Origin of the sequence: Neisseria perflava (assembly GCF_024170405.1) — a bacterium.
GTDB classification, from domain to species: domain Bacteria; phylum Pseudomonadota; class Gammaproteobacteria; order Burkholderiales; family Neisseriaceae; genus Neisseria; species Neisseria perflava_B.
The window spans coordinates 23,262-47,245 of sequence record NZ_JALJYC010000011.1 but is presented as its reverse complement, the minus strand read 5'-3'; the positions used below and the strand labels follow the sequence as shown (position 1 = coordinate 47,245).

22 protein-coding genes and 2 tRNA genes are annotated in these 23,984 nt (G+C 51.5%); 21 read left to right on the top strand and 3 right to left on the bottom strand.

The genetic code is table 11. The features are described 5' to 3' along the window. Positions 1-156 precede the first annotated feature (156 nt). The 17 genes from thiD to J2T37_RS05470 all read left to right on the top strand — a co-directional run bounded on the left by thiD (position 157) and on the right by J2T37_RS05470 (position 17,670). Positions 157-972 (top strand): bifunctional hydroxymethylpyrimidine kinase/phosphomethylpyrimidine kinase, encoded by an 816-nt coding sequence (thiD, locus tag J2T37_RS05550; protein WP_253354395.1) that lies wholly within the window; start codon positions 157-159, stop codon positions 970-972. A gap of 162 nt (positions 973-1,134) precedes the next feature. Beyond that, complete coding sequence (locus tag J2T37_RS05545) at positions 1,135-1,551, top strand: OsmC family protein (RefSeq protein WP_253354394.1); 417 nt, start codon at positions 1,135-1,137, stop codon at positions 1,549-1,551. A gap of 241 nt (positions 1,552-1,792) precedes the next feature. Further along, complete coding sequence (locus tag J2T37_RS05540; protein ID WP_253354392.1) at positions 1,793-2,509, top strand: GntR family transcriptional regulator; 717 nt, start codon at positions 1,793-1,795, stop codon at positions 2,507-2,509. A gap of 91 nt (positions 2,510-2,600) precedes the next feature. After that, positions 2,601-3,503, top strand: a complete 903-nt coding sequence (locus J2T37_RS05535) for a lysine exporter LysO family protein (protein WP_253354390.1) — start codon at positions 2,601-2,603, stop codon at positions 3,501-3,503. 129 nt (positions 3,504-3,632) lie between these two features. Beyond that, entirely contained in the window at positions 3,633-4,430 is a 798-nt protein-coding gene (locus tag J2T37_RS05530) for a DeoR/GlpR family DNA-binding transcription regulator (RefSeq protein ID WP_253354389.1), read from the top strand. 98 nt (positions 4,431-4,528) lie between these two features. Continuing rightward, a complete protein-coding gene (locus J2T37_RS05525) occupies positions 4,529-6,211 on the top strand; it encodes a glutamine--tRNA ligase/YqeY domain fusion protein (protein ID WP_253354388.1) in 1,683 nt (560 codons plus the stop codon). Between the two features lie 161 nt (positions 6,212-6,372). Next, positions 6,373-6,600, top strand: coding sequence for a hypothetical protein (locus tag J2T37_RS05520; protein ID WP_253354387.1), 228 nt, complete (start codon positions 6,373-6,375; stop codon positions 6,598-6,600). Further along, positions 6,593-8,422, top strand: a complete 1,830-nt coding sequence (locus J2T37_RS05515; RefSeq protein ID WP_253354386.1) for an HsdM family class I SAM-dependent methyltransferase — start codon at positions 6,593-6,595, stop codon at positions 8,420-8,422. Before J2T37_RS05520 ends, J2T37_RS05515 begins: the two co-directional genes overlap by 8 nt. A gap of 17 nt (positions 8,423-8,439) precedes the next feature. Further along, positions 8,440-9,615: a restriction endonuclease subunit S gene (locus J2T37_RS05510; RefSeq protein WP_253354426.1), complete on the top strand. Its 1,176-nt coding sequence runs from the start codon at positions 8,440-8,442 to the stop codon at positions 9,613-9,615. A 253-nt stretch (positions 9,616-9,868) separates the two neighbouring features. Then, a complete protein-coding gene (gene rho, locus J2T37_RS05505) occupies positions 9,869-11,125 on the top strand; it encodes a transcription termination factor Rho (RefSeq protein ID WP_253354384.1) in 1,257 nt (418 codons plus the stop codon). A 299-nt stretch (positions 11,126-11,424) separates the two neighbouring features. Then, positions 11,425-12,789, top strand: a complete 1,365-nt coding sequence (locus tag J2T37_RS05500; protein WP_253354382.1) for a deoxyguanosinetriphosphate triphosphohydrolase — start codon at positions 11,425-11,427, stop codon at positions 12,787-12,789. A 126-nt stretch (positions 12,790-12,915) separates the two neighbouring features. Continuing rightward, positions 12,916-12,992 (top strand) — tRNA-Arg (locus J2T37_RS05495). Between the two features lie 16 nt (positions 12,993-13,008). Then, positions 13,009-13,083, top strand: a tRNA-Glu gene (locus J2T37_RS05490). Between the two features lie 200 nt (positions 13,084-13,283). Further along, positions 13,284-14,579: a serine--tRNA ligase gene (gene serS / locus J2T37_RS05485; RefSeq protein WP_253354380.1), complete on the top strand. Its 1,296-nt coding sequence runs from the start codon at positions 13,284-13,286 to the stop codon at positions 14,577-14,579. 228 nt (positions 14,580-14,807) lie between these two features. Then, the gene (locus tag J2T37_RS05480) at positions 14,808-15,011 is read left to right on the top strand and encodes a hypothetical protein (RefSeq protein WP_253354378.1); all 204 of its coding nucleotides are present in this window, start codon (positions 14,808-14,810) and stop codon (positions 15,009-15,011) included. Further along, on the top strand, positions 14,947-16,128 hold the full coding sequence (locus J2T37_RS05475) for a glycoside hydrolase family 32 protein (RefSeq protein ID WP_253354376.1): 1,182 nt from the start codon (positions 14,947-14,949) through the stop codon (positions 16,126-16,128). The genes J2T37_RS05480 and J2T37_RS05475 overlap by 65 nt, the downstream gene beginning before the upstream one ends. A 126-nt stretch (positions 16,129-16,254) precedes the next feature. Next, positions 16,255-17,670, top strand: a complete 1,416-nt coding sequence (locus tag J2T37_RS05470; RefSeq protein WP_253354375.1) for a PhoH family protein — start codon at positions 16,255-16,257, stop codon at positions 17,668-17,670. Positions 17,671-17,764: 94 nt separating this feature from the next. Here the strand turns inward: J2T37_RS05470 and J2T37_RS05465 are convergent, their stop codons facing one another. Then, a complete protein-coding gene (locus J2T37_RS05465; RefSeq protein ID WP_253354373.1) occupies positions 17,765-18,571 on the bottom strand; it encodes a basic amino acid ABC transporter substrate-binding protein in 807 nt (268 codons plus the stop codon). Positions 18,572-18,655: 84 nt separating this feature from the next. Then, a complete protein-coding gene (locus tag J2T37_RS05460) occupies positions 18,656-18,907 on the bottom strand; it encodes an NGO1151 family protein (RefSeq protein WP_253354371.1) in 252 nt (83 codons plus the stop codon). A gap of 90 nt (positions 18,908-18,997) precedes the next feature. Between J2T37_RS05460 and J2T37_RS05455 the strand changes: the two genes are divergently transcribed. After that, positions 18,998-19,813 carry a hypothetical protein gene (locus J2T37_RS05455; protein WP_253354369.1) on the top strand — a complete coding sequence of 272 codons (816 nt, stop codon included), beginning with the start codon at positions 18,998-19,000 and terminating at the stop codon, positions 19,811-19,813. Positions 19,814-19,871: 58 nt separating this feature from the next. After that, positions 19,872-20,438 carry a DUF3465 domain-containing protein gene (locus J2T37_RS05450; protein ID WP_253354367.1) on the top strand — a complete coding sequence of 189 codons (567 nt, stop codon included), beginning with the start codon at positions 19,872-19,874 and terminating at the stop codon, positions 20,436-20,438. Positions 20,439-20,514: 76 nt separating this feature from the next. On the opposite strand, the gene ushA is transcribed toward J2T37_RS05450, so the two are convergent. After that, positions 20,515-22,152 (bottom strand): bifunctional UDP-sugar hydrolase/5'-nucleotidase UshA, encoded by a 1,638-nt coding sequence (gene ushA, locus J2T37_RS05445; protein ID WP_253354366.1) that lies wholly within the window; start codon positions 22,150-22,152, stop codon positions 20,515-20,517. A 197-nt stretch (positions 22,153-22,349) separates the two neighbouring features. Here ushA and metZ point away from each other — a divergent pair, with 197 nt between their 5' ends. Together metZ and J2T37_RS05435 are read left to right on the top strand one after the other, a co-directional pair. Beyond that, positions 22,350-23,516 (top strand): O-succinylhomoserine sulfhydrylase, encoded by a 1,167-nt coding sequence (gene metZ, locus J2T37_RS05440; RefSeq protein ID WP_253354365.1) that lies wholly within the window; start codon positions 22,350-22,352, stop codon positions 23,514-23,516. A gap of 257 nt (positions 23,517-23,773) precedes the next feature. Next, positions 23,774-23,980: a DUF2788 domain-containing protein gene (locus J2T37_RS05435; RefSeq protein WP_253354364.1), complete on the top strand. Its 207-nt coding sequence runs from the start codon at positions 23,774-23,776 to the stop codon at positions 23,978-23,980. The last annotated feature ends 4 nt before the right edge of the window (positions 23,981-23,984 follow it).

The window sequence follows — 23,984 nt, the reverse complement described above, 5'->3', positions numbered from 1 at the left end:
CCGCCATTTCCCGAGAAAAGGAAACGTCGTTTTTTATTGTTTGCTGCGGTGGGCAACAAGTTGCCCACCCTACACATTGGTTTGGTTTTTAGGTAATTTGACTATAGAGACAGATGGCGGGTTGAAACCCGCGCTACGATATTCAGGAGAAAAGTAATGAGCAACAACGATACCGAATTTGTGCAAACCCTGACCATCGCCGGCTCGGATTCCGGCGGCGGGGCGGGGATACAGGCGGATTTGAAGACGTTTCAAATGCGCGGCGTGTTCGGCACCAGCGTTTTGACGGCGGTTACCGCACAAAATACGCTCGGCGTGTCGGCAGTGCATATGCTGCCGCCGGAAATGATTCGGGCGCAAATGGCGGCGGTGCGCGATGATTTTCAGATTCGCGCGTTTAAAATAGGCATGTTGGGTACGGCGGAGGTCATCGAATGCGTGGCCGACAGTTTGCAAAGCTGCCGTTTCGGGCCGATGGTGCTTGATCCGGTGATGATTGCCAAAGGCGGTGCGCCTTTGTTGGAAAATTCGGCGGTGGCGGCGATGAAGCGGTATCTGCTGCCGCGTGCGGATGTGTTGACGCCGAATCTGCCCGAAGCCGAGGCACTGACCGGCATTCGGGTTGAAAACCGTCAAGACTCGGAGCGTGCGGCGCGGATGTTGCAGGAAACGGGCGTGAAAAACGTGGTGATTAAGGGCGGACATTTGGCCGACAGCCAAAGCGCGGTCTGCACGGATTGGCTGTTTACGCCGGACGAGGTTATCGAGCTGGAAAGCCCGCGTTTCCCCACGCCGCACACCCACGGCACGGGCTGCACCTTTTCTGCCTGCATTGCGGCGGAGCTGGCCAAGGGCGCAGACATCGCTGCTGCCGTAAAAACCGCCAAAGCCTTTATCAGCGCGGCGATTGCCGACCCGCTAAACATCGGTGCGGGGCACGGGCCGGTGAATCATTGGGCGTATCGGGATTAGGCTGTTAAACGGTGAGGCCGTCTGAAAATATTGTTTTTTCAGACGGCCTTGCGACTGTTTTGCCGCCGGAAAAACATCGCTGCCCGCGCAATGGATTTATTTGTTGAGTGAAATTGTTTACAATATCGCCTTTCACAGACGAATAAGAAAGGGGAGGCAGCAATGCAGGTAACATCCAAATGGTTGGACGGTATGTGTTTTGTCGGTACCGACGAGGGCGGGCACAGCGTGGTGATGGAAGGCGCGGCGGCCGAAGGTGCGGTTAAGCGCGGGCTCAGCCCGATGGAAATGCTGCTGCTGGGCGTGGCGGGCTGCTCCAGCATTGATGTGGTGATGATTGCCGAGAAACAGCGCCAAGACATCGTTGATTGCCAAGCCACGGTAACGGGCAAGCGTGCCGACAGCGTGCCGCGTGTGTTTACCGACATTCATATCCATTTCAAAGTCATCGGCCGCAGTTTGGACGAAAACGCGATTGCCAAAGCGGTGCAGATGTCGGCGGAAAAATACTGTTCGGCTTCGATTATGCTGGGCAAAGCGGCGAATGTGACCCACAGCTTTGAGATTGCCGAGGCGTAACCGGGTAGGGTGGGTTTTAAAGCAACACAAAAAGGCCGTCTGAAAAGCAAATAAGCAGATATATTCAGACCGCTTAGTGAATATATCTGCTTATTCGGAACTGCATCTCGCTCTATTTGTGTGCCTTTGCTGCTTGGCTTTTTGTGTTCGCCTATTGTGCAAGCAGCCTTTATTATTGTCAACAATTATTATTACCGATTGCAAAACCACACGTTACGGTCGCAACCATGTAAGGGAACGTATGATTAATACCGAGAAAACCGCCACGCCGCCGAGTACGTCGTCGCTGATTTTGGAAGAACGCCACGATGCGGAGCTGTTTCGCGTCTATGCCGCCATTTTAGACGGCATTACCGACCATGTTTTGCTGCCCGGGAAAAAACTGACCGAATCCGATTTGTGTCGCCAAATGGCCTGCTCGCGCAATACCGTGCGCAATGCCTTGTCGCTGTTGGCGCATGACAAAATCGTCGATTTGCAGCCCAACCGGGGCGCATTTGTGCACGAGCCGGATTTGAAGGAAATGCAGGATGTGTTTAACGCGCGTATCGAGCTGGAAACGCTGATTCTAAATATCCTGATTGACATGCCGGATTTGGAAACCCGCCTGCAGCCGCTGTATGCCATGCTGGACAAAGAAAAAGCGGTATCGGAGGCGGGCGACCATGTCGGCTGGAACCGCATGACCGTGGCTTTCCACGTCGGCTTGGCGCGGCTGGTGGACAATGATGTGTTGTTTGAAATCATGAACACGCTGTGCGCCCGCTCCTCGCTGATTGTGGCGGTGTATGACGTGAAACGGCGCGAACGCAAGCCGATTAACACGCATACCCATTGCGACCACCGCAAGATTTTGGATTTGCTGATTGCGGGCAAACGCAACCGCGTGATGAAATTTATGCGCAAACACCTGGGCGCGTGTATCGAGCGTTTGGAAAACAACTTGGAATTGGAATAGGGCGGCAGATACCGCATCCAACCGCCGTAGGCCGTCTGAAAAAAGCGTGTTTTTCAGACGGCATTGTTTATCAAAATACCCGAAAATCCCCATGCAAAGCCTGATTACCCTGATTTCCGTCCTCGCCCCCATGTTTGCCGGTTTCTACATCCGTGTGCCGAAAAAATATCTGCCGCTAGTGGACAAAGCCCTGACGTGGCTGGTGTATGCCGTCTTGCTGCTCATCGGTGTGTCGCTCTCAAGAGTGGAAAACCTAGGTTCGCAGTTGGATACGATTTTGTGGACAACGGTTTTACTGTTTGCCTGTGTTATCGGCATGAATCTTTTGGTCTTGATGTGGTTTGACCGCCGCAAGCCGTGGCAACCGCAGGGGGCAGGTAAGAAAGCGGCAGTGAGTATTGCGGGCAGCTTGAAGCAGCTCGGCTGCGTGGCGCTGGGATTTGTAGCGGGCAAGGCAATGGCGGGGATTTGGCTGCCGTCTGAAAATTTAGGCATGTATTGCCTGATGGCGCTGGTGTTGCTGGTGGGCATACAGCTCAACGGCAGCGGCGTGACCCTGCGCCAAGTATTGATTAACAAACGCGGCGTTCAGACGGCCTTGCTGATGATGGTATCTTCTGCGCTGGGCGGTTTGCTGTTTGCGGCTATTGTGCCTGATGTGTCGTGGTTGAAAGGTTTGGCGCTGTCGTCGGGCTACGGCTGGTATTCGCTGTCGGGATTGGTGATGACCGAGGCTTACGGCGCGGTGTGGGGCAGCATTATGCTGCTCAATGATTTGGCGCGGGAATTTTTTGCGCTGGTGTTTATCCCCTTGCTTATGCGGCGGCATCCGAGCGCGGCGGTGGGCGTGGGCGGCGCGACCAGTTTGGATTTTACGCTGCCGATTATTCAGGCTTCGGGCGGTTTGGCTGCCGTGCCGCTAGCGATTAGTTTCGGCTTTATCGTCAACGTGGCCGCGCCGTTTCTGATGGTGGTATTTTCTTCTTTCAGTTGAATCGTTTAACGGGTTTTGGCACAATAGGCAGGCATAAAACAGCGGGATATTGCCCCCGCCCGATTTCGCGCCGTTTCAGACGGCCTGCCACCACACTATACATAACAAACAACCATCAAGAGAAACATTATGAAACCACGCCTGCAACGCCATGAGCGCATTATCGAGCTGGTGCGCGAACATCATTATATGTCTATCGAGCAGCTGGCCAAAGCGCTGGATGTGACGCCGCAAACCGTGCGCCGCGACATCAATTTACTCTGCGAAGAAAACGTCTTGCGCCGCTACCACGGCGGCGCGACCATGGGCGACGCGCTGGGAAGCGAATTGCTGCAAGGCAAACGCCACAACCGCCAAGACGAAAAAAACGCCATCGCCCAATTAATCGTTGACCAAATCCCCGATAACGCCTCGCTGTTTCTCAGTATCGGCACGACCATGGAAGCCGTGGCCGCCGCGCTGGTGAAGCAGCGCAAAAACCTGCGCATTATCACCAACAATATCTATGTCGCCTCCGCCGCTTCCGCCCGCAATGATTATACGGTCATCATCACTTCCGGCGTGGTGCGTCCGCTCGACGGCGGCGTGACCGGCGTGGCGACGGTGGATTTCATCAACCAATTCAAAGTCGATTATGCCGTGATGAGTACCCACGGCGTCGAAACCGACGGCTCGTTGTTGGATTACGATTACAAAGAAGTCAGCGTCATGCAGGCGATGATGAGCAACGCGCGCGTGCGCTTTCTCGGCGTGGATCACAGCAAATTCAACAGCAACGCGCTGGTGCGCTTGGGCAACATCACCGAGTTTGACAAAGTCTTTACCGACCGCGAGCCGGAAGAAACCATGCAGAAAATCCTCAACGCCGCCGGTGTCGAGTGGCTGATTCCCGCCGATTTATCAAACGGCGCAAGTCAGGTACAATAAGCGTTTTCCAAATTCATGTAGGGTGGGTTTCAACCCACCATTATCCTTTGACATGGTGGGCTAAAGCCACCCTACGATACCCACTACAAAGACCCATTATGCTAAGCAAAGACCAATTCGCCGATAACCACTTTATCCGCACCATCATCGAAGACGACCTTAAAAGCGGCAAATACACCGCCATCCAAACCCGTTTTCCGCCCGAGCCCAACGGCTACCTGCACATCGGCCATGCCAAATCCATTTGCTTAAACTTCGGCCTCGCCTATATTTACGACGGCCAATGCAACCTGCGTTTTGACGACACCAATCCCGAAAAAGAAAACCAAGAATACGTTGACGCCATTAAAGAAGACGTGCGCTGGCTGGGTTTCCAATGGGCGGGCGAACCGCGTTTCGCTTCCGATTATTTCGACCAACTCTTCGATTACGCCGTCGGCCTGATTAAAGAGGGAAAAGCCTATGTCGATGATTTAACAGCCGAAGAAATGCGCGAATATCGCGGCACGCTCACCGAGCCGGGCAAAAACAGCCCCTACCGCGAGCGCAGCGTGGAAGAAAACCTCGATTTGTTCTACAAAATGCGCGACGGTGCCTTCCCCGACGGCAGCAAAACCCTGCGCCTGAAAATCGACATGGCTTCCGGCAACGTCAATATGCGCGACCCCGTGATTTACCGCATCCGCCGCGCCCACCACCACAATACCGGCGACAAATGGTGTATCTACCCCATGTACGACTACACCCATTCTGCTTCCGACGCCATCGAACACATCACCCATTCCCTGTGTACGCTGGAATTTGAATCCCACCGACCGCTGTATGATTGGGTGGTGCAAAACATCCCCGTGCCGAGCGAGCCGCACCAATACGAGTTTTCGCGCTTGGAATTGCTGTATTCCATTACTTCCAAACGTAAATTGAACCAACTGGTGACGGAAGGCCATGTCAGCGGCTGGGACGACCCGCGTATGCCCACCATTTCCGGTATGCGCCGTCGCGGTTATACCCCCGAAGGTCTGCGCCTGTTTGCCAAACGTGTCGGTATTTCTAAATCCGAGAATATCGTTGACATGAGCGTGTTGGAAGGCGCAATTCGCGAAGAGCTGGAAACCGCCGCCCCGCGCCTGATGGCCGTGTTGAACCCGCTCAAAGTTACCCTCACCAACTACGACGCAGGCAAAATCCAATCGCGCCGCGCCCCGTTTCACCCCAACCGCGAAGACTTGGGCGAACGCGAAATCACCGTCTCGCCAACCCTGTATATCGAGCAGGACGACTTTGCCGAAATCCCGCCCAAAGGCTTCAAACGCCTGATTCCCGGCGGCGAAGTGCGCCTGCGCCACGGCTACGTCATCAAATGCGAAGAAGTGGTGAAAGATTCAGACGGCCAAGTCATCGAGCTCAAATGCACTATCGACTACGACACCCTCGGCAAAAACCCCGAAGGCCGCAAAGTCAAAGGCGTAATTCACTGGGTCGGCGCCGAGCAAGCCGCCCAAATCCAAGTGCGCCTGTATGACCGCTTGTTTACCGAAGCGCGCCCCGACGCCATTCGCGGCGAAGACGGCGAATACCTGCCGTTTACCGATTTCCTAAACCCCGATTCCGTCAAAGAAATCACCGCCTACGCCGAACCCGCCGCCCTTGGTTTGTTCGCCGAAAGCCACTGGCAGTTTGAACGCTTGGGCTATTTCGTAACCGACCGCAAAGACCATCAGGCCGACAAGCCCGTGTTCAACCGCACGGTCACGCTGAAAGATTCTTGGCAGGGGAAATAAATGCGGTAGGGTGGGTTTTAACCCACCATTGGACAAAACCGTTGAAATGGTGGGTTAAAACCCACCCTACGGAAATTACAACCTATTGATTTAAAGGCCGTCTGAAAATCCATAATTTTCAGACGGCCTTATACAACTCATTATTTCGCAAAACAAATATCATGGCAAAAGTACAGTCTATCGAACCTAATATTGCAGATTTGGCAAACGGATGGCTCAAATCTTACAAATTGGATTACAAATTAGAGCAGGAATCTTTAAACAGCGAAATTGACAATGCGCTGCATACCTATTTTTCCAAAAACGGCGGAGCGGGTGCAAACCGCCCCGATGCCAAGTTGCTGTTGAAAAGTGAAAAAAACAGGACAGTTTTTCCCAATATTGATTGAATACAAAGGTTATCAGGACAAGCTGGTCAAATTAGACAAAGACGGCAATGTCGAAAACCGCAATGCCAAAAACGAGCCGATTTTCAAAAACATCAACGGTTATGCCGTCAACGGCGCAGTACATTACGCCAATGCGCTGTTGCACCATACCGCCTATACAGACATCATTGCCGTCGGCGTAACAGGACATAAAGATGAAGATACAGGCCGAATCCATACGCAAATCGGCGTTTATTATGTGTCTAAATCCAATTTGGGCGCGGGGCAGGAAGTAGGCATATTCAGCGATTTATCGTTTTTATCGCCAGAGCATTTTGATGATTTTATCGAACAGGTTAAAGCGCTGAAACTGACGCCCGAAGAGCTGGATAAAATCAAAGCCAAGCGCGAGCAGGAAATCGACATCAGTCTGAAAAAGCTCAACAACGATATTTACCAAAACGAAAAAGGTTTGGGCGAAAACGACCGCGTATATCTGGTTGCCGCCGCCATTATTGCCACCATCGGCGTGGCGGGCAAAGTGCCGCCCTTGGAAAAATCCGACTTAAAATCAAGCGAAATGAGCAACAACCGCGATGGCGACATTCTCATCCGTCATATCGAAGCCTTTTTACACGAAAAAAACCTGCCCAAACAAAAGCAGGATTTGATTATCCGTACCCTTGCCAACACGCTTCTGACCGACAACATCAACAAAGTGCAAAACGGCGAAAGCCAGCTCAAACGCGTATTTGCCAAAATCGTTGACGATTTGGGCATTTACTACAAAATCGGCCTGACCACCGACTTTACCGGCAAACTGTTTAACGAAATGTACTCGTGGCTCGGTTTTACGCAAGACAAGCTCAATGACGTAGTATTGACCCCGTCATATGTTGCCACATTGTTGGCCAAACTTGCCCGCGTCAACCGAAACAGCTATGTATGGGACTTTGCCACCGGCTCGGCGGGTCTGCTTGTTGCCGCCATGAACGAAATGCTTGATGATGCCAAAAAACACATCACTTCGCCTCAGGAATTGCACGAAAAAGAAGCCAAAATCAAAGCCGAACAACTGCTTGGCTTGGAATTGCTTTCAAGCGTGTACATGCTTGCGATTTTAAACATGATTTTAATGGGCGACGGCAGCTCCAATATCTTAAACAAAGATTCGCTTGCCGATTTCGACGGCAAATACGGCTTCGGCAACACCGACCGGCATTTTCCTGCCGATGCCTTTATCCTCAATCCGCCGTATTCGGCAAACGGCAACGGCATGGTATTTGTCGAGAAAGCGCTGAATATGATGAGCAAAGGTTACGCTGCCGTCATTATCCAAAACTCCGCAGGTTCGGGCAGAGCGCGCGACATCAACCGCCGTATTTTGGCAAAACACACCCTGATTGCCAGCATTAAAATGCCGATTGATTTGTTTATCGGAAAATCCAGCGTACAGACCCATATTTATGTTTTCCGCGTGGGCGAGGCGCATCAGGCCGATGAACCCGTCAAATTTATTGATTTCTCCAACGACGGCTACACCCGTACCAACCGCAAAAAAGCCAGCAACAATTTGAAAGATACCGACCGCGCCCGCGAACGCTATCAGGAAGTGGCGGATTTGGTACGTTTCGGCAAAAGCAAATTGAAGATTTTTGATACCTGCCAATACTACGAAGGAACCATCCATCCCGACAACGGCGCAGACTGGAACCAGACCGCCCCCGTCGATACCCGCCCGACGCTGGCCGATTTCAAGAAAACCGTTTCCGATTATTTGGCTTGGGAAGTATCGCAGCTGCTGAAACAAAGCGATAATACGGACGAAGCCTTAAAAAAGTAGATGCCCGCTTGACTGAAATGTTGGATTCGGTTGAGTGGGGAGAGTTTAAGTTAGGGAATTTATTTGAAATCAATCCGACTAAATATTACCGCTTGTCTAATGATGAAATTATGTCGAAAGCGGGTAATGTTCCTTTAATTTCAAATGGAACGGTTAACAACGGCGTAATGGGGTTTTCTAGTCTGGAGGCCAATAATAAAGGGAATAGTCTTACCTGCTCGGATACAACAGTCGGTGCAGATACAATGTTTTACCAAGAACGGGATTTTATCGGATATTCTCATATTCAGCATTTAGTTCCTAAATTCACACCGTTTAATCGTGCGATTGCACAGTTCATTATTGCTTCGGCAAGAATGGCTACTGCACAATTATATAATTACGGAACAAAATTTAATCGTGCTGCCATGCGGAATACAGAGATTCAGTTACCTGTAAAAAAAGGGCAAATGAATCTTGACTTTATGGAGAAATTCGTAGCCGAGCTGGAAGCCTATCTTTCAGCCGCAGGGCTGAAAGACTATATGCTGACTGAAACAGAGCAGGCGGCGTTGGCGGCGTTATCGGAAGTTTCATGGGGAACATACAATGTAAAAACATTGTTCGGTAACGCCACGCGTGGCAAACGTCTGAAAAGTGCCGACCGTGTTTCAGGCAGCTTACCGTTTGTAACCGCAGGCGAGGCAGATACGGGTGTTTCTGATTTTATCGGTAACGATGTACATATTTTTGCTGCCAATACTGTAACCATTGATATGTTTGGTTCTGCAAAATACCGGCATTATCAATATGGAGCAGATGACCATGTCGCCGTTGTCCATACAGAAAAATTAACTGAAATGGCATCTTTATTTGTTACTGCTGCCTGCCATAAGGCTGCATATACTGGTAAATTCAGTTATGCGCGTAATTTCTATGCAAAAGACGCAGATGAATTAAATATTCAGCTTCCTGTAAACAACGGCCAGCCCGATTACGAATGGATGGCAACCCTGCTGTCTGCCGTACAGAAACTCGTGATTAAAGATGTGGTGCGCTATGCCGACCAAAAAATGCAGGCTGCGCAAAGCGTGTTGGCCGATCGGGGGGAGGGCGGGGCTGCCGCCCTGCCTACGGTGTTCATGCCGCTTGCCGGCCGGAGTAAGGCTGGATGGAGCGTTTTTATATCAACAAAATGCCGTCTGAAAACGTGATTTTTGCCTTTTTAAGGCAATATCGGCGGATATGTTTTCTGCTTTTGCATAAAGGTTTCAGGCCGTCTGAAACAGTTTCCGTTCAGATGGCCTTTCTCCCGATTAAGCGCCAAAGTTGACACCGCCACGCCGCTTGCTTAAAATTCCAACTTCAAAAAGTTCTCTTGGCCTTTTCGGGCTTTTTACTTTCCCGCTTCTTTTTTCAGACGGCCTCAGCGCCGTTTTCCTGTTTCCTATCTATTGCAAAACTATTATGCACGTTTCCGAATTACAGACCCTGCACATTTCCAAACTCTTGGAAATGGCCGAACAACACCATATTGAAAACGCCAACCGCCTGCGCAAGCAAGATCTGGTTTTTGCCATTGTGCGCCAGATGATGAAAGACGGCGAAAGCTTCACCTGCTCCGGTACGCTGGAAATCCTGCCCGACGGCTTTGGTTTCCTGCGCAGCGCCGATACTTCTTATTTGGCCGGGCCGGACGATATTTATGTATCGCCCAGCCAAATCCGCCGCTTTAATCTGCACACCGGCGACACCATCGAAGGCAGCGTGCGCGTGCCCAAAGATAACGAGCGCTATTTCGCGCTGGTGCGCCTGGATACCATCAACGGTGACAATCCCGAGGCCTGCAAACACAAAATCCTGTTTGAAAACCTGACTCCGCTGTTTCCCACCAAGCAGTTCAAGCTGGAGCGCGACATCAAGGCGGAAGAAAACCTGACCAGCCGCGCCATTGATTTGGTGTCGCCCATCGGCCGTGGCCAGCGTGCGTTGTTGGTGGCACCGCCGAAAACCGGTAAAACTGTGATGCTGCAAAACATCGCCCATGCGATTACCAGCAATTATCCCGATGTCGAGCTGATTGTGCTGCTGATTGACGAGCGCCCCGAGGAAGTGACCGAGATGAGCCGCTCCGTGCGCGGCGAGGTGGTGTCTTCTACCTTTGACGAGCCGGCCGCACGCCATGTGCAGGTGGCCGAAATGGTGCTGGAAAAAGCCAAACGCATGGTCGAGCATAAAAAAGACGTGGTGATTCTGCTCGACTCGATTACCCGCCTGGCGCGCGCTTACAATACCGTCGTACCCGCTTCCGGCAAAATCCTGACCGGCGGTGTCGATGCCAACGCGCTGCACCGTCCCAAACGCTTCTTCGGCGCGGCGCGTAATGTGGAAGAGGGCGGTTCGCTGACCATCATCGCTACCGCGCTGGTGGAAACCGGCAGCCGTATGGACGATGTGATTTACGAAGAGTTTAAAGGTACGGGCAATATGGAGCTGCACCTCGACCGCCGTATGGCCGAAAAACGTCTGTTCCCTGCCATCAACATCAACAAATCCGGTACACGCCGCGAAGAGCTGCTTGTCCCCAACGACCAGCTGCAACGCATGTGGCTGCTGCGCAAATTCCTGCACCCGATGGACGACATCGAAGCCACGGAATTTTTGGTGGACAAACTCAAAGCGTCTAAAAACAACGATGAGTTTTTTGAATTAATGCGCAAATAATACGGCAAAGGCCGTCTGAAAATCCGTGATTTTTCAGACGGCCTTTTTATTGTTAGCGTACAATTTAAGCTTCATTCCATAGAGTGTAGGGTGCAATAGGCGGTACGCCGTATTGCACCGGCTAGCGGACGGTCGGTGTTTGCTGCATATTCCAAGCACCCGTTAGCCGGTACGTTACGCCGCTTGGGGCGGCTAACGTACCCTACGTTCAGCCACCTGATATGATTTCATATCCACCAAGCAGCAAACATCAAAAACAAAAATTTTCAGACGGCCTTTTGTCTGCATAAGGAGTAATTATGACTGCCCGCATGAATTGGCAAAACCTGCTTTCTACCCGCCGCTTCCGCGTCAAAGACGGCGAAATTGTCCCCACCGTGACCCCGTCCACCCAAGAAGGCGCGGACGCTTTGCGTACGGATTTTCATATCGACTACGACCGCGTGGTATTTTCCGGCTCATTCAGACGGCTTGGGCGCAAAACGCAGGTACACCCGCTGGCCGAACACGATATGACCCACAACCGCCTGACCCACAGCGTGGAAGTGGCCAGCGTTGGCCGCAGCTTGGGCAACCGCGTCGGCGTGATGTTGCAGGCCGGCGGTTTTTTGCCGTCTGAAAATACGCCCAGCGACATCGGCGCGGTGGTGCAAGTGGCGTGTCTGGCGCACGATTTGGGCAATCCGCCCTTCGGTCACACCGGTGAAGACGCGCTGCGGGCGTGGTTTCGCGATGAAGCTAACGCCAAATACCTGAGCGGCTTGAGCGAAGCCGAGCGCAACGATGTGCAAACCTATGAAGGCAATGCCCACAGTCTGCGCGTATTGGCTAGTCTGGAGATGTACCGCAATCGGGGCGGTATGCGCCTGACCGCCGCCACCATCGGTGCATTGCTGAAATACCCGTGGACCACGCTGCACCCCAACGGCATGCACAAATTCAATATCTATCAAACCGAGTTGCCTTTTATCCGCCGCGTGGCGCAGGAATTGGGTTTGGTAGAAAAAGGCGCGGACTGGTGGGCACGCCACCCCTTGTCTTACCTGATGGAGGCAGCCGATGACATCTGCTACGCGCTCTTGGATTTGGAAGACGCGGTGGAGCTGGAATTGCTCAGTGATACCGAAGTAGAGAGCATTTTGTGCGAGCTGACCTTTGCCGAAAGCACGTGGCACGCCCAATCCAGCCGCCAACGCTGCGCCATGCTGCGCGGCATCGCCATCGGCAGGGCGGTGGACGATGTGGCGCAAACCTTTATGCTGCATCAATCCGATTTGCTGGCCGGCAGTTTTCAAGGCAAAGACCTGCTGGCCTTGTGCAGTCCCGCCGTACAAAATACGCTGGAAAAAGCCAAAGAAATGGCGCGGACGCGTATTTTCCGCCACCATACCAAGCTGATTACCGAAATCGCCACTTTCCCGTGTTTGGGTTCGCTGCTGGATTTACTGGTGCCGTCCGCGTATGCGCTGATTGCTGAAGGTAAGGTCAGTATCCGCCAGTCTCTTGCATTGGATTTGCTGAAACACGAAGACCCGATACATCCCGAAGACACCCTGTATCAGGCATATATGAAGATTTTGGACTTTATCGGCGGCATGACCGACAATACTGCCGCCAAGGCCGCACATGATTTGTCGGGTATGGGCATGTTGCGCGGATTTTAAGATTTTATAAATCAAGCAGCTATCAAATTTTTTGAAAAACCGGATAAAAAATGCTGGACAGCATTTCAGAGTTTCTATATTATTCGGTCTTCTTGATTCACGGCGCGAAAGCAAAGTGATAAGGATGCACCCGTAGCTCAGTTGGATAGAGTATCTGGCTACGAACCAGAGGGTCGGGCGTTCGAATCGCTCCGGGTGCGCCACTAAAATCAAGTATCCGCGCCCATCGTCTAGCGGTTAGGACATCGCCCTTTCACGGCGGTAACCGGGGTTCGATTCCCCGTGGGCGTGCCAGATTTTAAAAAAGGCTTCCGATTTTTCGGAAGCCTTTTTCTATTCCTACTTTTCCTCTTTTTTCTCCCATCAATGCAGCTCTATCAATAGCATTATTTTGTTTGTTTCCATACGTCAAACTTTCAGACGGCCTGCAATGAAATTCCCTGCAATTTGGTTTACAATGTCGCCATGTCATCCCTTTATATTGAGAGTTTAAAATGTTAGACATCCAATTACTCCGCAGCAACACCGCTGCCGTGGCCGAGCGTTTGGCGCAGCGCGGCTATGATTTTGATACCGCGCGTTTCAATGCGCTGGAAGAGCAGCGTAAGGCCGTGCAGGTGAAAACCGAAGAATTGCAGGCGGCGCGTAATAGTATTTCCAAGCAGATCGGTGCTTTGAAAGGGCAGGGCAAACACGATGAGGCGCAGGCCGCGATGGATCAGGTGGCGCAAATCAAAACCGATTTGGAACAGGCTGCGGCCGATTTGGAAGCGGTTCAGGCAGAGCTGGACGCTTGGCTGCTGACCATTCCGAACCTGCCGCACGAGAGCGTGCCGCAGGGGGCGGATGAAACGGAAAACGTGGAAGTGCGCAAAGTCGGTACGCCGCGCGAATTTGATTTTGAAATCAAAGACCATGTGGATTTGGGCGAGCCGCTGGGCTTGGATTTTGAAGGCGGAGCGAAGCTGTCGGGCGCGCGTTTTACTGTTCTGCGCGGTCAAATTGCCCGCTTACACCGTGCACTGGCGCAGTTTATGCTGGACACGCATACGCTGAAACACGGCTATACCGAGCATTACACGCCTTATATCGTGGATGATACCGCGCTTTTGGGTACCGGCCAGCTGCCGAAATTTGCCGAAGATTTGTTCCATGTTACCCGTGGCGGCGATGAGAGCAAGAAAACGCAATATCTGATTCCGACGGCGGAAGTGACCCTGACCAATACCGTAGCCGACAGTATTGTGCCGGAATCCGCGCTGCCCTTGAAACTGACCGCGCATTCGCCGTGTTTCCGTTCCGAAGCGGGTGCGTATGGTAAGGATGTGCGCGGCCTTATCCGCCAGCACCAGTTTGACAAAGTGGAAATGGTGCAGATTGCCCATCCCGACCAATCTTACGACGCGCTGGAAGAGATGGTCGGCCATGCCGAAAATATCTTGAAAGCTTTGGAACTGCCCTACCGTGTGATTACGCTGTGTACCGGCGATATGGGTTTTGGTGCGGCGAAAACCTACGATTTGGAAGTGTGGGTGCCGGCGCAAAATACTTACCGCGAGATTTCCAGCTGCTCCAACTGTGAAGACTTCCAAGCCCGCCGCATGAAGGCGCGTTTCAAAGACGAAAACGGTAAAAACCGCTTGGTGCACACGCTCAACGGCTCCGGTCTGGCGGTCGGCCGCACGCTGGTGGCGGTGTTGGAAAACCACCAAAATGCCGATGGCAGCATTAATATTCCGGCTGCGCTGCAACCGTATATGGGCGGCGTGACTAAGCTGGAAGTGAAGTAAGATTTTAAGTAACGTGAGCTTGGGATAAGCATTTTAAATATTTTTATTGTTTTCAAAAATATGCGACATTCCGGCAGACAGAAAATCGTCAGATTTTCTGTCTGCCGGAAGGAACATGTTTCTGAAATTTATATGCTTATCCCGAACTCACGTTAAGTAAGTAAGGCCGTCTGAAAAAATAATGAATAAGCGTTATTTTTCAGACGGCCTTTTTTGATAAGGAATTCAATGATGACAAGCAACCGTTATTTGCTGCATTTTCACGCCGCCAAAGGCTGGATTAACGATCCCAACGGTCTGCACCGCAATGCCGACGGTTATCAGAAGTTTTACCAGTATTACCCGCACACGACCGAATGGGGGGTCTATGCATTGGGGACACTCGGTGTCGCAGGATTTAATCCGTTGGCAGGAATTGCCCGTGGCGCTTGAGCCGGATGCGCTCGGTTATATTTATTCGGGCAGCGCAATCACGGATAAGGATAATCTGAGCGGATTGTTTGCCGACGAAATGCCGTCTGAACAGCGCAGTCTGTTGTTTTACACCAATCATTTGAATGAAAACGCAGCCGGACAGCCTGAAGAAATGCAAAGCATAGCGGCGGTTCAGACCGACGGCAGCTACCGCAAATATGCGGGTAATCCGATTATTCCGAGCGGCGGCCGCCGTGATTTCCGCGATCCGAAAGTGTTTTATTTTGAAGCGGGTAAAACGTGGATGATGACTTGTTCGGCAGGCGACAGGGTGGAATTTTACCGCTCGCAAAACCTGCTGGATTGGCAGAAATGCGGCGAATTTCGTTATAAATTTGCTTATCCGCATATTTGGGAATGCCCGGAATTGCTGCAAGTTGACGGCAAGTGGCTGTTGCTGGCGAGCATGATTCATACCGAAAAACGCATAGACAGCGAGTCGGTGTATTTTGTCGGCAGTTTCGACGGCGAAACCTTTACGCCCGAGCAGGATTACGGCCTGATAGACTACGGCAAGGATTATTACGCCGCGCAAAGCTGGTACGGTGTCGAGCCGCCTACTACCGGCGCGTGGTTGAGCAACTGGGCGTATGCGCAGGAAACGCCGTGCGGCGAATATCGCGGCGTGATGGCTGTGCCGCGTGAATTGTCTTTGGAAGATAATCATTTGGTGCAGCGTTATCCGGCCGCGTTTCAAACCTATTTGGGTGAACGCCAACCCCTGCCGCAGCAAGGCGAGTTACCGCAAAATGTGTATCTGCAATTACACGCCGACGGCAATTTTAGCGTAGAGCTGTTTCGTGACGGGCAAGGCAGTTTTACGCTGGATTACCGCCAAGGCCGTCTGAAAGTTACACGCGGCGCGTTCGGCGGCAACGGCTTTCATGCGGATTTTCCTTGCGAAACGCTGATAGACTGCGTGGTGGAAACCGTTGATATATTGCTGGATTATCAGGTATTGGAGATTTTGATTAACGGCGGGCGTTATGCCTTAACCTATCAGGTGTATCCGCAGAATTATGGCTTTGCGTTGGCGGGAAATATCGGTGGAGAGCAGGTAGCGCTTAAGGCATAACAGCCTGCTTGAAAATGCGACAGGCCGTCTGAAAATCTATTGATTTTCAGACGGCCTGATTTTTTTCATGCTGTTGTAACACACCTTTGCCACACTGAAACGGTGATTCACGCGCAAAGGAAAGCCATGTCTCCCAAACTGAGCGGCGGCGGCCGCAAATTGTTTGTCCTCGATACCAATGTGCTGCTGCACGACCCGTCCTGTTTGTTCCGCTTTCAGGAACACGATATTTTTATCCCGATGGTAACGCTGGAGGAAATGGATAACCACAAAAAAGGCTTGTCCGACGTAGCCCGCAATGCGCGGCAGGCCAGCCGTTATCTGGATGAATTGTTGAATGCCGAGCCGGACGGCCTGGGCAAGGGCATCAGCCTGCGCCTGCCGGAACACACCGAGCCGCGCGGCAAGCTGTTTTTACAAATCGAACGGGCGGCGGCCGAATTGCCCGAAGGCTTGGCAGCCGGCAGCGGCGACAATCAGATTTTGGCGGTGGTGACCGCGCTGGCGCACCGTATCGGCGGCGGCTATGATTATGTGGCGCTGGTATCCAAAGACATCAATATCCGCATTAAAGCCCGCGCTTTGGGCTTGCATGCGGAAGACTATATCAATGATAAAGTATTGGAAGACAGCGATATTCTGTACAGCGGCAGCCGCCGCCTGCCGCCGGGATTTTGGACGCAGGAAGGTATCCGGCTGCATTCTTGGCAGGAACGCGGGCGGGTGTGCTACCGCATTGAGGGCGGCACGGAGCAAAACTTTTACCACAACGAGCTGCTGTCGGACGATAACGGCGAATCCTGCCTGAATGCGCGGGTGGTGGCGGTGGAAGAGCGCAGCGTGGTGCTGGAAACCCTTAAGGATTACAGCGGCAGAAACAATGTGTTCGGCATTGCCGCCCGCAACGGCGAGCAAAATTTCGCCTTGAATCTTTTGATGAATCCCGATATTGATTTGGTCACGATTTTGGGTCAGGCGGGAACGGGTAAAACCCTGCTGACGTTGGCCGCCGCGCTGATGCAGACGTTTGACGAAAAGCGCTACAACGAAATCATCATGACCCGCGTGACCGTACCCGTCGGCGAGGACATCGGTTTTCTGCCGGGTACGGAAGAAGAAAAAATGAACCCGTGGATGGGGGCGTTGGAAGATAATCTGGAGGTACTGACCCAGCAAAACGAGGGCGGCGAATTCAGCGCATGGGCGAAAAAAGCCACTTCCGACCTGATACGCTCCCGCATTAAAATCCGTTCGCTGAATTTTATGCGCGGACGGACGTTTCAAAACAAATTCGTCATCATCGACGAAGCGCAAAACCTCACGCCCAAGCAGATGAAAACCCTGATTACCCGCGCGGGTAAAGGCACGAAAGTCGTCTGCCTGGGCAATCTGGCGCAGATTGACACGCCGTATCTGACCGAGGGCAGCAGCGGCCTGAGCTATGTGGTGGATCGTTTCAAAGGCTGGCCGCACTACGGCCACATCACGCTGGTGCAGGGCGAACGCTCGCGGCTGTCGGATTATGCGGTGGCGGTGTTGTAGTGGCAGGCGCTGTGGAACAAGGCGAAAGAAAAGGCCGTCTGAAACGATTTAGGGTTTCAGACGGCCTTTTTATGCGGATAAGCAGTTGCGAGAATTATTTTTTAGACTCTTCGGCAAAATATTTGGCGTAGATTTTGTCGTATTCGCCGCTTTCGCGTACTTTTTTCAGCGCGTCGTTCAGCATTTTCACGGTGGCTTCGTCGCCTTTGCGCACGGCGATACCGTAGTTTTCAATGTCAAAGTCCGGCAGGGTCAGGAAATCCAAGCCTTTGGTCGGGTTGTTTTTCACGTAGTTGGCAACCACGGCGCTGTCGAGTACCACCGCATCCAAGCCGCCGTTTTCCAATTCTTTAATTACCAGCGGATTGGTTTCAAAGCGGGCGATTTTCGCGCTGTCGTTACCCAGCAGTTTGGATACGGAAAAATCGCCGGTGTAGCCGGTAACCACGCCGACTTTGTTCCGGTTTTTCAGCTCGGCGGAAGAGGTAATTTTTTTGCCTTGCGGTACCAAAACCACTTGAGTGATTTCAAAGTAAGGATCGGTGAAATCCATGGTTTGCTTGCGCTCGTCGGTAATGGTCACGCCCGACATGACGATATCTACATCGCCGTTGTTCAGCGCGGGGAACAGGCTTTCCCACGGCTGGTGTTTGTATTCGACTTTGAAATTGCCGGCTTTGGCCATGGCATCCATCAAATCAATATCGAAGCCTTCGATTTTACCGGCGGAATCTTGCGATTCAAACGGCGCAAACTCAGCATTCATCGCCACGCGGTACACTTTGCCGCTGTCAGCGGCAGGGGCGGAGGCTGAAGCGGCATCTTTGCTTTGACCGCCGCAGGCAGCCAAAACCAGCGCCGAGCAGGTAACGGCGGCGGCAATCCATTTTTTCATGTTCATGATTGAATCCTTACGGGAAGCGGTGGAAAAGAAAAGCAGAGTTTAGCATAAATTTACACAATATTGTCATCAACCCGTCAGCAATCAGCGCTCTTTTTCACGGAAAAACGCGTAGGTCACATCGTGGAACAAATCCGTATGCGGACTGTCTTCGTAATTCAGCTCGGCCAGCGCGTCTTCAAAGGCAAGCTGGATGGATTCGATTACGTCTTCGGCGGTTTCAGACGGCAGCGCGCGGATTAGCCCCTTGAGCGCGGTGGACAAAACATGATTCTGCATACGCAAAACCTCATTGGCTTCTTCCAAATATTCGATGCGTTGTTCAATGCTGCTCATAATGCGTGCGCTCCTTGATAATCTGTTAAAATATCCCGCTATTTTATAGTAAACCAAGCACGCTTGGTACTTAGTCCTAATGAGATAAAAATGAACCCGCAACAGCCCAAATCCGCTCCGCAAACCGACGAACATTCAGATTGGGAAAGCCGTTTGGAAAAACTGCGCCAAACCCGCCAGCTCAATGCCCCTTATACCCACGCTCCGTTGATTCGCGAATCCGGCGCAGCGCCGGCGCCGGTATCCGGCCGCAGCAAACGCAGCGAAGCCCACCGTCTGGACGATAAAAACCGCGACAAAGTATTGCAGGAATACCTGCTCAAATGGCAGCAGGAGCACAATGCCGAAGTCGCCCAAAGCGGCCGTGAGGAAGTTGAAACCGACAATATGGTGATTTTGCAGGAAAACTGGCTGGCCGCGCAGAGCGCCCTGCAAATGAAAGCGTCCGACAAATACATCGAATCCACGCGTACCGTATGGCTGAATCCGAAACATCAAACCGTTGAATTTCCCAAAGCGCAAGCAGAGGCAGCCGGTGATGAAATGCCGTCTGAAAACCAAAACGATGATGTTTCAGACGGCCAAAGTGCGCCGGAAGATGAGGTTGCGGAAAAAATTACCGTCAACATCAATGTATTAAACCCGCAGGCGGTTAACCGCAAAGAAGTATTTTGTCTGTCGGAGCAGGAGCTGACCGAACGCCTAATTAAGCGCATGCGCCCGCATCTGACCGACGCCGTCAACGGCATGATTCGCGTGGTGGTGCAAAAGCAGATGGCACTGTTTACCTACCAGTTGCAACAAACGCTCAATGAGCAAGCGCCTGATTTGGTGGAAGAAGTGTTGCAACACAACCTCAAAAAAATCCTGTCGGACATCAAATACGAGATGAAATATAAGAAATAAACCGTCGGGGCGGGCAGAGATGTCCGCCGTTGAGATGACCAAATAGAAAGCGTGAAACATGAAAAAATGGCTGCTGATTCTGATTGCTCTTGCCGCCGTTGCTTACCAGCAATTTAAGCCGGAGCAGGGGCAGGGCGCGCAGACCGAATATCCCGCCGCCCAAACCGAAACAGAGCAGACGGCCGATACCGGCAACCGGCAAATCCGCCGCCAAAAACGCCATCATGCCGTAACGGATGAAGCGGATAACGCTACCGTTTCGCCGCAAGCGCACAGCACCGCCGACGGCCAGACCGAGCAAATTTTGCAGCAAGCCTATGAGCTGCACCGCAGCGACATACAGGTGCAAGGTGAAGGCGTGGTGGTAAAGACCCTGCCCGACGACAACAAAGGCAGTCGCCATCAGCGCTTTATCCTGAAACTTTCCAGCGGTCAAACCCTGCTGGTTGCGCATAATATTGATTTGGCAGACAAAATCAAAGGCTTGAAAAAAGGCGATCGAGTTGGTTTCAACGGCGAATACGAGTGGTCAAAACAGGGCGGAGTGATTCACTGGACACACCATGACCCCAACGGCAGCCATGCCGACGGGTGGTTGGCGCATAACGGTAAGATGTATCAGTAAATTTGCAACGCAACAAACAAGGCCGTCTGAAAAACAGAAACAACGTGTTTTTCAGACGGCCTTGTTATGCTGATGTTTATTGGAAAACAACGGCACGACTGGCGTTAAACTGCTCGGCATTAATCGGGCTATGTTGCGTGAAAAAGTCTTTTAATACATCTACATCTACAAACCCGGTGTTGACATAAGTCGGATAATGGGTAATTCTCGGATAACCGTCGCCACCGGCTGCCCAATAGCTTAAAACGGCCAAGCGGTAGGTTTTCTTCGGATTTAAAATTTTGCCTTGGATTTTGATATTTTCCAACGTATGGGTTTTGCGGTTAACCACCATTTCAATGCCTGAAAATTGCGGATAAGCCCCGGAATCGACTTCTTTAAAGGCTACGATGTTCAGGTAATCCCGTAATTCCTGACCGCTTAAATCCACATAAGCCAAAATATTGCCAAAAGGCTGGACTTTCAATAAATCCTTATAGGTCACATCTCCCGGCAAAATGGAGTCGCGGATACCACCTGAACCGACGATGGCTAAATCCGCTTGGACACGTTGGCGCTGGGATTCTGCAATCAATTTGCCCAAATTGGTCTGTTCAAAACGGATGACATGGCGGTCACCTTCCAATTTGCCGTTTAGTGCGCCTATTTTGACACCCAATAATTTGTCGCCCTTGTCTTGGTACGTTTTTAAATGTTTAGCGAGATTTTTATGTTGGGGAATTTCCGGTTGATAGAGGACATATTCGGTTTGCCCCTGTGCATTTTTCACGCTTTTTTTGAGGTTGACGGGAATCAGCGCATAGTTGAGCAGCGTTAGCTTGCCGTTTTGAAACTCAAAATCGGCGCGGCCGACAAATTTGCCCCATTCTCCAGCTTGCATAATCCAAGTGCCATTTTGGAAATCAGGCTGGCAGGCTTGTCCAGCTTGGTAGTCTTTGATGAAAACACCTTGTTTATCCACGCAGACTGTATCGTGCGTATGCGCACCGACCACCATATCAAAAGCGCCAGCGGGTAATTTACGCACCATGCTGACATCGCCGGGGGCGTTGGAGCCGTATTTACCGTCAGGGTAATACCCCATATGGGTTAGGGCGATTTTAATATCCGGTTTTTCGGTTTGATTTAAATTTTGTAAGACTTGTTGCGCCGTTTGGGTAGGGTCTTTAAACACCACTTCATGCATATATTCTGGATTACCGAGTTTGCCAGTGTCTTCGGTCGTCAGCCCCACAACCGCCACTTTCAAGCCCTGTTTATTCAAAATCGTATAAGGCTGAACCAACAGCTTAAGGGTTTTATTGGAATAGACATTGGCGGCCAAAAAAGGAAATTTGGCCCATTTTTCCTGCATATCCAATAATTGCAACGGATTGTCAAATTCATGGTTACCCAACGTCATCGCTTCATAACCGATGGCATTCATTCCCTCGATGTCCGGACGCGCATTTTGCAAATCCGATTCGGGAATGCCGGTATTAACATCACCAGCGTTTAACACGATTACCGAACCGCCTTGCTTTTGTACTTCTTTTTTAATGCCGTCAATCAGGGTTTTTTGTGCGGCTAAGCCGTATTCGCCCTTATCATTCGGCCAAAAATGGCCGTGTAAATCATTGGTGTGTAATACGGTAAGTCGATAGCTATGGTTGGGCTGATAGGCAAAAACGGTTGCAGAGAGGAGTAAAAGGGGCAGAATGGCTGCTGATTTCATAAAAATTGGCATAGGATGGATTCAATAAAGAAGCCATCTTATCAAATCTGCTTTCTATCTGCACGGCTCTTGATTAACCGGATTGCAAACTTGAAAGACTGCCAAAATTAGCGCAAAATGTTAACAAATTAACTCTTTCAATACGCTTGCCGTTTGTCGCTTTCAGACGGCCTCGAATATTTCAGATTGGATAAAAAATGACTCAAAAACTTCATCCGCAAACCTTAGCCATCCGCGGCGGTAAAGAGCAGACCGAATATTTGGAACACAATCAGGCGCTATTTTTAACCAGCAGTTTTATGTGGGACAGCGCGGAGCATGCCGAGGCGTTGTTTTCCAAAAAGGTAAAAGGTTTTACTTATACCCGCACCGCCAATCCGACCATTGCGGCGTTTGAGCAGCGCGTGTCGGCTTTGGAAGGAGCGGAGCGTTCGATTGCCACTTCGACCGGTATGTCGGCGATTCAGGCAGCGTTTTTTACCTTTTTGAAAGCGGGCGACCATGTGGTGTCGAGCCAGAGTCTGTTTGGCACGACGGTCGGTTTTATCAACGGTATCGTAACCAAATTCGGCATTGAAGTTACCTATGTTTCGCCGACCGATACGGCGGCTTGGCAGGCGGCGGTGAAACCGAATACCAAGCTGTTTTTCTTGGAAACACCGTCTAATCCGCTGGGCGAAGTGGCGGATTTGTGTGCGCTGGCGGATATGGCGCATGCGGCGGGCGCTTTGCTGGTGGTGGACAATAGCCTGATGTCGCCGGTGGGTCAGCAGCCGCTGGCTTTGGGTGCGGATATTTCGGTGCAGTCGGCCACGAAAGCCTTGGACGGCCACGGCCGCGTGATGGGCGGCGTGTTGTCGGGTTCGGACGAATTGATGACGCAGGTGGCGATGTATTGCAATTCCTGCGGTTTGGCGATGTCGCCGTTTAATGCGTGGACGCTGCTCAGCGGTATTGAAACGCTGTCGGTGCGCATGGAAAAACAATTTGATAACGCGCTGCAAGTGGCCAAATGGCTGCAAACGCAAAGCGGCGTGGAAGCGGTGTATTATCCGGGCTTGCCCGACCATCCGCAGAAAGATTTGATTGCGGCGCAGCAAAACGGCGGCGGCATTGTCATCGGCTTTGAAGTAGCGGACAAAGAAGCGGCTTGGAAGATTGTGGACGGCGTGGCGCTGTTTTCCAAAACGGCTAATTTGGGCGATGTGCGCTCGACCATTACCCACCCGTGGACAACCACTCACGGCCGTATGACGCCAGAAGACAAGCTGGCTGCGGGGATTAAACCGGGCTTAATCCGCTTGTCGGTGGGTTTGGAATATGTGGATGATTTGATTGCCGATTTGCAACAGGCAATGGCTTGATTTAGAATCGTATCTGTTTTTCAGACGGCCTTAGGGTTTGTTGACATTTTATCACGCGGCATCTTTTCGGCAAAAAAAGCGCGCCTGCTGCGTTAAAAATGCTCGCAAGGTGTACAACCTTGCTGCGCTTTTTGCCTTGCATCCGCGCTTTTTTGCTCGAAAATCTGCTTCACGGATAAAATGTCAACAGACCCTAGTGTTTCGGGCGCGAGGCCGTCTGAAAATATGATAAGCGCACACGATACAAGGATAATGCGATGGATGAAGCCGTTTTCTCGGCATGGGCGTTGAAAATTTGCCTGTCGGTACTGATTATTTTTTTGGGCTTTATTGTTTGGAATCTGGGTAAGGAATCCAAAGCGGGCAAGTTTGGCATGGCGATGTTGTTTTTGGTGCTGGGGCTGGGCGTGTTCGGTTTTATTTTCAAGGAGTTGCTGATTAATTTCTTGGTGTTGTCCAAATAGTTTG